This is a genomic window from Shewanella sp. 11B5 (genome assembly GCF_002836795.1).
In the GTDB taxonomy this organism is placed as follows: domain Bacteria; phylum Pseudomonadota; class Gammaproteobacteria; order Enterobacterales; family Shewanellaceae; genus Shewanella; species Shewanella frigidimarina.
Genome location: NZ_PJAP01000074.1, coordinates 1 through 1,376 on the forward strand (window position 1 = coordinate 1; position 1,376 = coordinate 1,376).

Annotated in this window: 1 protein-coding gene; it reads left to right on the forward strand. The window is 44.1% G+C overall.

Going from position 1 to position 1,376, the window contains the following annotated elements; translation table 11 throughout:
- Positions 1-118: 118 nt before the first annotated feature.
- A partial coding sequence (gene ubiD / locus CXF78_RS00610; RefSeq protein WP_102035695.1) for a 4-hydroxy-3-polyprenylbenzoate decarboxylase occupies positions 119-1,376 on the forward strand: 1,258 nt, incomplete at its 3' end.

The following is a 1,376-nucleotide window of genomic DNA, read 5'->3' on the forward strand; positions in this document are numbered from 1 at the left end:
AACCAGTATTGAAAGCCGCTGACCAATACCAATTTATATGGATTGGTATTAACCCTATATTAGAAAAATGCTATAGTGCGCGGCATATTGGTTTGGATTTGATTTACAGGCGGTAAACATGAGTTTTAAAGATTTACGCAGCTTCATCGATCATTTGGAAAAAAATGGCGAGTTAAAGCGCATTAGCTACCCTGTTGACCCTCATTTAGAAATGACAGAGATCGCCGATCGTGTTTTACGATCTGGAGGCCCCGCACTGTTATTTGAAAATCCGACCAACCATACCATGCCGGTACTGGTTAACTTATTTGGAACGCCTAAACGTGTTGCTATGGCATTGGGTAAAGACGATCCTTTGGCTTTGCGAGAAGTTGGTGAGTTATTAGCATTTTTAAAAGAACCCGAGCCACCTACAGGCTTTAAAGATGCCATCGCCAAAATACCCATGTATAAGCAGGCATTAAATATGCCGCCTAAAACAGTGCGTAATCCGCCTTGTCAGCAAGTGGTTAAAACCGGTGATGAAGTCGACTTAACCTCGTTGCCAATCCAACATTGCTGGCCTGGAGATATCGCCCCATTAGTAACTTGGGGACTCACCATCACAAAAGGGCCGCGTCAGAAAAGACAAAATTTAGGTATTTATCGTCAACAGTTATTAAGCAAAAATAAGCTGATTATGCGCTGGCTTGATCACCGTGGCGGCGCTTTAGATTTTAAAGACTTTAAACAGCTCCATCCTGGAGAGCGTTATCCTGTCGTTGTGGCATTAGGTAGCGATCCAGTAACCATTTTAGGTGCTGTCACTCCCGTGCCAGACTCAATGAGTGAATATGCCTTTGCAGGTTTACTGCGCGGTGAACGTACTGAAGTCTGTAAAGCCATTAGCTGCGATCTTGAAGTGCCGGCCACCAGCGAGATTATTCTTGAAGGTTATATTGACCCTGATGAGACAGCGGTAGAAGGTCCATACGGCGATCATACTGGCTACTATAACGAAACCGACTCATTCCCAGTATTTACCGTGACTCACATTACTCATCGTAAAGACGCCATTTACCATAGTACCTATACCGGTCGTCCACCTGATGAACCGGCCATGTTAGGCGTGGCATTGAACGAAGTATTTGTACCTATTTTACGTAAGCAATATCCAGAAATTATTGATTTTTACCTGCCGCCTGAAGGTTGTTCATACCGTATGGCTGTGATTTCAATCCGTAAGCAATATCCCGGCCATGCTAAGCGTGTCATGATGGGTGCCTGGTCGTTCTTGCGCCAGTTTATGTATACCAAATTTATCGTTGTCGTTGATGACGATGTCAATTGCCGTGATTGGCAAGATGTTATTTGGGCCATTACTACACGAATGGATC